Source organism: Luteitalea sp. (assembly GCF_044337415.1).
Classification (GTDB): Bacteria; Acidobacteriota; Vicinamibacteria; order Vicinamibacterales; family Vicinamibacteraceae; genus Luteitalea.
The window spans coordinates 1-6,997 of record NZ_JBIINP010000200.1; the positions used below are offsets into that span (position 1 = coordinate 1).

3 protein-coding genes are annotated in these 6,997 nt (G+C 71.0%); all 3 read left to right on the forward strand.

Translation table 11 applies throughout. The features are described from left to right. Positions 1–32 precede the first annotated feature (32 nt). Positions 33–3,968, forward strand: a complete 3,936-nt coding sequence (locus ACIRDX_RS18855; protein ID WP_396626985.1) for a cadherin-like domain-containing protein — start codon at positions 33–35, stop codon at positions 3,966–3,968. A gap of 264 nt (positions 3,969–4,232) precedes the next feature. Further along, positions 4,233–5,411 (forward strand): hypothetical protein, encoded by a 1,179-nt coding sequence (locus ACIRDX_RS18860; RefSeq protein WP_396626986.1) that lies wholly within the window; start codon positions 4,233–4,235, stop codon positions 5,409–5,411. Positions 5,412–5,439: 28 nt separating this feature from the next. Continuing rightward, positions 5,440–6,997 (forward strand): 7TM-DISM domain-containing protein (locus ACIRDX_RS18865; protein ID WP_396626987.1); only part of this gene is annotated, 1,558 nt, incomplete at its 3' end.

The window sequence follows — 6,997 nt, forward strand, 5'->3', positions numbered from 1 at the left end:
GCGGGTGGTGTCCACCTGCACGGAGACTCCTCATGCAACTTCCTACCTTGCACCTTCGACGGTGGCGCGCGCTGCTGACACTGGCGGTCCTCGCCATGTGGACCAGCGTCGGCATGGCCCTCTTCTCCAACGGCGGCTTCGAAGCCGGCGACTTCACCGGCTGGACCAAGTCGACCTTCCTCAACTACGGCCTGACGCAGCCCTCGCCGTTCGATGGCAATGACATCGTGCGGACGGCGGGCGGCACCGACGTCAGCTCTGTCGTCGGCAGCCCGGGCGGCGGCCCGTTCTCGGTGTCTGTGACCCAGACGGGCGGCGTCCTGCAGGTGCCGCGGTTCGGCGACTATGCGGCGGTCGTGAACTACAACAGAACCGGCTACAACGCCAACGCGATCAAGCAGCAGGCCACGGTGCAGAGCTCCGACATCGACCCCCTCGATGGCAAGGTCCATATCCGGCTCGCCTTCGCGCCGGTGCTGGCCGACCCGGGACACGCGCCCCACGAGCAGCCGTGGTTCTTCATCGCCGTCAGGAACGTGACGCGCGGCACGACGCTCTACGAGAACTTCGCCTACGCCAACCAGCCGGGCGTGCCCTGGCAGACGGCCGGGTCGTACAAGTTCACGAACTGGCAGACGGCCGACATCGCGCCAGGGAACGCGGTGCTGGCGGTCGGTGACGTGATCGAGCTCGAGGCCATCGCGGCCGGCTGTTCCCAGAGTGGCCACGCCGGCTGGGTGTACGTCGATGCGTTCGGCTCCTTCATCCCCGGACCGAGCGTCGTCGCGACGGCGGCATCACAGGTGAACGCTTCGAGCCCGCTGACCTACACGGTGACGGGCCGCAACCAGGGCACCGCGGCACTGGACAGTGGCGTGATCCGCTTCGCCGTCCCGGCCAACACGACCTTCGCCAGCCTGTCGGACCCCGGGGCAGCCTGCGCGGAGTCCGGCGGTGTCGTGACCTGCAACGTCGGCACGCTCAACGTCAACGCCACGTACACCTTCCAGGTCACGGTGAACGTGGGTGCCGTGTCCAACGGCACCGTCATCGGCGCCGGCAACTACGGGATCTCCGGCACGGGCGAGCCCGAACTCCTCGGACCGCTCGTCAACTCCACGGTGACCGCCGACACGCTGATCGACCTGAGCATGGCCGTGAGCAACGGCGTGAGCAGCATCGGCAACGGCGCGACGCCGACCTACACGATCACGGCGCAGAACCTCACGAGCTCCACGGTGACCGGCGCGACCGTGACGGCCACACCTCCTGGAACGCTGCTCAACGTCGCGTGGACGTGCGTGGCGTCGGGCAGCGGCAGCTGCGGCGCGGCGTCTGGCACGGGCGCGATCAGCGACACGGTGACCCTCGCCGCCAACGGCACGGTGACGTACACGCTCACGGGCACGGTGGCCGGACTCTCGGGCACGCTCTCGATGGCGGCCAGCATCGCCGCACCCGGGGGCTCGACCGACCAGGACGCCACCAACAACAGCGCCGCCGACAACGACACCTTCGTGGCCAACGTGGCCCCCACCGCGACGGCTGACGCCTACACCGTGGCCGAGGACGTGCAGTTGGTGGTCAACGCCGCCAACGGCGTGCTCGACAACGACGTGGATGGCGACGCCGACCCGCTTGCCGCGGTCCTCGTGAGCGGCCCGTCGCACGGCACGCTGGTGCTCAACGCCGACGGCAGCTTCACCTACACGCCCACGGCGAACTACAACGGCCCCGACAGCTTCACCTACCAGGCCACCGACGGCAGCGCCAACAGCGGCGTCGTCGCCGTGAGCCTCACCGTGACGGCGGTCAACGACTCGCCGACACTGAACCAGCCCTCCAACGTCAGCGTGATGTGGACCGCCGGTCCGCAGACCATCACCCTCACCGGCATCTCGGCCGGCGGCGGTGAGGGCGACACGCTCACCGTGACCGCAGCGAGCAGCGCGCCGACCATCGGCGCGGCGAGTGCCGTGACCTACGGCGGCGGCTCGACGGCGACGTTCACGCTGACGCCCACCGTGGGCCAGCAGGGCGTGTCGACGATCACCGTGGCCGTCAACGACGGCACGGCGACCGTGCAGCGCACCTTCACGTTCACGGTCACGCCCCCGCCCTTCTACGTGACGCGCATGTACCCGGCGACCGGCCCGGCGCCGGGCGGCGTGAACATCCGCATCTTCGGCGGCGGCTTCACGCTGCAGGCGCCTCCCGTGGGTGCCAGCGCGCGGATCGCGTCGGTCGTCCAGCCGACGGTCCTGATCAACGGCGTCCCGGCCCCGGCCGTCATGGTCGAGTCCGACTCGGTGGTCAGCGCGGTCACTCCTGTGTTGCCGGCAGGCTCGGCCCTCGACGTGCAGCTGATCCTGCCAGGCGGGCAGGGCACGCTGGTGCAGGCCTACACCCCGTACGAACGCCCCTCGGATTCAGCGCCGCCGGCGCCGCCGACCGACCCGAACCAGCCCCCGCCGGATCCGACCCACCCGATGGATCCGACCGCGCCGGACACCGACACCGATGGTGACGGCATCCCCGACGTGTGGGAGGAGTTCTACGGCACGGACCCGCACGACGCCAGCGACGCCAACGCCGACCCGGATGGCGACGGCAAGACCAACCGCGAGGAGTACGACGACAACACGCACCCCGACAGCCGCTCGGTGCGCTACTTCGCCGAGGGCAACGCCCAGGTCCCGTTCCGCACGTGGGTGAACATGTACAACCCGTCGCCCATCGAGGCCGCGATCAACATCACGTTCTACCTCGATGACGCGACCGTGGTGCACCACCTGGTGAAGGCCGCCGGCGGCAGCCGCACGACGGTCGACACGAGCACCATCGCCGGGATCCAGGGCCACGCCTTCGGCATGCGCGTGGACGCCGACGAGTCGGTGGTCATCAACCGCACGATCACCTGGAACGACCAGGGCATCGGCGCAGCCGCGGAGCGCGGCGTGCAGCTGTCGTCGGCGTGGTACTTCGCCGAGGGCACCACGCACGGTAGCCTGCACACGTTCGCACTGCTGACCAACCCGGCCGACCAGCCGGCCACCGTCGAGATCGAGTACCTGGTGTCGGCGGCAGGTACGCGGGTCAGCCGCACGCACGTCGTGCCGGCGCATTCGCGCTACACGGTGTGGGTCAACCAGGAAGGCCCGGAGATGGACGATCAGGGCTTCGGCATGGTGGTGCGCAGTTCGCACCCGATCGTCGCCGAGCGCGCCACCTACATCACCGAGGGCAGCATGTTCGAGGCCGGCGAGACGTCGGTCGGCGCGCCCGCGGCAGGCCAGGACTGGTACTTCGCGGAAGGCGTGGCGGGTCCGGTGTTCAACACCTTCCTGCTGCTGGCCAACCCGACGGCGACCACCGCCGAGGTGCAGGTGCGCTACCTGCCCGAGTCGGGGGCCGAGGTCGTGACGACGCACGCGGTGGCCCCGTACGGCCGCGTGACCATCCCCATCAGCGACGAGGCCGAGTGGGACGACAACGAGGGCCTCGGCATGCACGTCCACGTGACCAACGGCGTGAACATCGTGGCCGAGCGCGCCATGTGGTGGTCCACCGATGCCGATGCCGACACGTGGGAAGAGGGCCATGGCAGCGCGGGGCACTCCACGCTGCACACCGCCTTCGCCATCGGTGACGGCGTGGCGGGCGGCAGCCACGGCGCGAGCACGTACATGCTGCTCGCCAACCCGGGCACGAGCGACGCGCTGGTGCGCGTGACGCTCGCCTTCGAGGACGGCACCGCCCCGGTCTCGTCCGACGTGACCATCCCGGCGGGTCGCCGCCTGACCATCAACGCGGCCACCTTCGTCCCGGCCGCCGACGGCAAGCGCTTCAGCGCCAAGCTGGAGGGCCTCAACAGCGTGCCGTTCTTCGCCGAGCAGTCCATCTACTGGACCTTCGGCACCGGCGCCTGGCGCAGTGGCGTGAGCCTCCCGGCCACCCCGCTGCAGTAGGCAAGCACTACACGAGGGCGCGACGACACTGTCGCGCCCTCGGCTGCACTACGCCTCAGGGCGCAGGACTCGGAAAGCTCTCTGAGCCCTGAGCCTGACCCTGTGACAGATGCCGACATCCCCGGATGTCGGCATTTGTCGTTCTTTGTCGCGATTGGTGGGCTCCAGCGCCGGCGATGCGGACCGATTGCCGAAATGGCCGTCGCGCGCGGGGCGCGGCCTCGCCACCAGTCACGCACTGGCACACCACTTCCGGACGCCACCATGCACTACGAGGCCGAAGGCAACGCGCGGTTCCCGTTCCACACGTGGATCAGCGTCCACAACCCCGCCGACACCGATGTCGACGTGCAGGTCGCGCTGCGACTCGACGACGGGTCGACCCGCGAACGCACGCTGCAGCTGGCGCCGCTGTCGTGCTCCACGCTCGATGCCAGCGAGCTGGCCGGCGTCGAGGGTCACGCCTTCGCCATCGATGTGACCCTGGCCGGACAGGCCATCGTGCTCCGTACCGTGGCCTGGGACGACACCCCCGCCTCGGCCGACGGCGGGCCGCGCCTGCGCCTGGCAGGGCGCTGGCAGGCCCAGCCGGATCCGGGGGCCGCGCCAGGGGCACACCTCCTCATCGAGAATGTGGGCGACGCGGCGGCGATGGCCGAGGTCGAGCACCTCACCGGCGGCACCCGCGTGCGGCAGACGGTGCTCGTGCCGCCGCATGGCGCGCGCGTCGTGCGCAGCGCAAGCGCGGCGTGCCGGGACGTGACGCGCGTGGTGGGCACGTCGCGCTACTTCGCCGGCGGCGAGACGGGCCGCGGGGCCGAGACCATCCTCACGCTCACCAACCACGCCGGCTTTGCCGCCACGGTCGACGTCCGCTACCTGCCAGAGACCCACGGGCCCGTGCTCCGGCGGCACGTGGTGGCGCCGCATGCCCGCATCACGATCGCGGCGGGCGAGGATGCCGGCTTCCGCCGCCCCGAGTCGTTCGGCATGCACGTGCGGTCGGTGGACGGCATCGCCGTGGACGTCGAGCGGAGCACGTGGTGGCCCGCCGCCGACGCGGACGGACGTGCGGAGGGCCTCGGCTGCGACGGTGCGGCCACCCCAGGCTCCGAGTTCGAGCTGCCCGTGGACGCCGTCGAGGACGCGGCGGCCGTGGTGCTGATGGCCAACCCCGGCGACGTGCCCGCCCACGTGCACGTGGTGGCGATCGGCGGTCAGGGCCACGAACAGGCCCTGGCCGACCTGACCATCCCCTGCGGGCAGTTGCAGCGAACGCACCTCACGCTGGGGCACCTGAATGGCGACACGCACCCCACCGCCATCCGCGTTGTCTGCGATGATGACGCGCGCATCGTCGTGGAGCGCGCCTCGGGGCCCGACGAACTGGGCCCGGGCGCCAGGGGGACGTGCATCGGCATCCCTGCCATCAGACTTCGCTGATCCCACACGCCCGCGTCCCGGAGTCCGAGTGATCGCTCGCCTCACGTCCCTGGCCCGTTTCGCCCCGCTTGCGCTGCTCGTGTGGCTTGCGGCAGGCGCCGGCCTGGCCGGATCCACGGGTGAGCCGGTGCTGCGAGATCTGGCGGAACTCGAAGACCCGACCGGCGCATGGACGGCTGACGACGTCGCGCGCTCGGACGCGTTCAGGCCGGTGGCAGCCGAGGGACTCGCGCACGGCTACACGCACAGCGCGTGGTGGCTGCGCTTCACCGTCGACGCGCCTGCCGGCGAGTGGTGGCTCGATCTCCTGCCGGCCTTCCTCGACGATGTGCGGCTGTATGCGCCCGGCCCGGGCGGCGGCTTCGTCGAGCACCGCACCGGCGACGCCCTGCCGTTCTCGAGCCGCGAGGTCGACTACCGCGGATTCCTGTTCAAGCTGCAGCATGCCGACGCGCAGCCGCGGACGTACCTGCTCCGCATCAGGACCAGCAGCACGCTGGCCGCGCTGCCGCGCGTGATCGCGCCGGACCGCTTCTTCCCGCGCGCCGCCTGGGAGCAGGCACTGTTTGCGATGATCCCGGCGGTGCTGCTGGCGATCGTGATGCTCAAGGCGGCGCTGTGGATGCACGTGCGCGACCGGCTCGCGCTCTGGTTCCTCGGCTACATCATCTGCCTCCACACCAGCGTCGGCGCCGCCGCCGGGCTGTGGTCCATGTACGTCACGCCTGAGTGGCCGGCGGTCAATCACTACGCGACCGGCCTCTCGACCATCGCCGCGCTGGCGCTCGGCCACGCCTTCTATCGGCGCCTGTTCGGCCTCACGCGGGCAGACGGGTGGCCGTACTGGCTGTACGAAGGGGCGACGTGGACCACGGCGGCGGCCGCAGTGGCGTTTGCGCTCACCGGCGACAACGTGGCCGTCACCGGCCGGCTGCTGGCGACCCTGCCGCTGATGAACGCGGTCGGGGTCTGGATGGCCGCCCGCGCGTGGCGGCGCGGCGCGCCCGGTGGCGCCCCGATGCTCGTCGCCAACGTCATGACCATGGCGAGCATCGGCGCCTACTCGCTGCTGATGCAGGGACTGGTGTGGAATCAGGCGGTGTTCCTCTACGCGCTGCCCGCCTCCGCCCTCGGCTCGATGCTCGCGCTGGACCTGGCGCTGGCGGCCAGACTCGGCGCCCTCGACACGGAGCGCCGACAGGCGCTCGTCGAGGTCGCACGCGGCACGCGGGAGCGCGACCAGCAGGCGCGCTTCATCGACCTGGTGAGCCACGAGTACCGGACGCCGCTGGCGGTGCTGCAGACCAACCTCGACATCCTGGCCCTGAGCACCGACGAGGACGAGCGTCGCATCAGCGCCGACCGCATGCGCCTCGCGGTGACGCGGCTGCGCGACCTGTTCACCGGTGCGCAGCGCGTGAGCCTCGAGCTTGCGGACCACCGCCATGTCCAGGTGACCACGCTCGATGCCGCCGCCGTGCTGTGCGAGGCGGTGACCGAGATGGACGGCGTGTACCCCGACAGCCGGTACGCACTGGCGCTCGGCAGCGGCCCGGCGCCGGTGCGGGCGGACCCCACACTGCTGC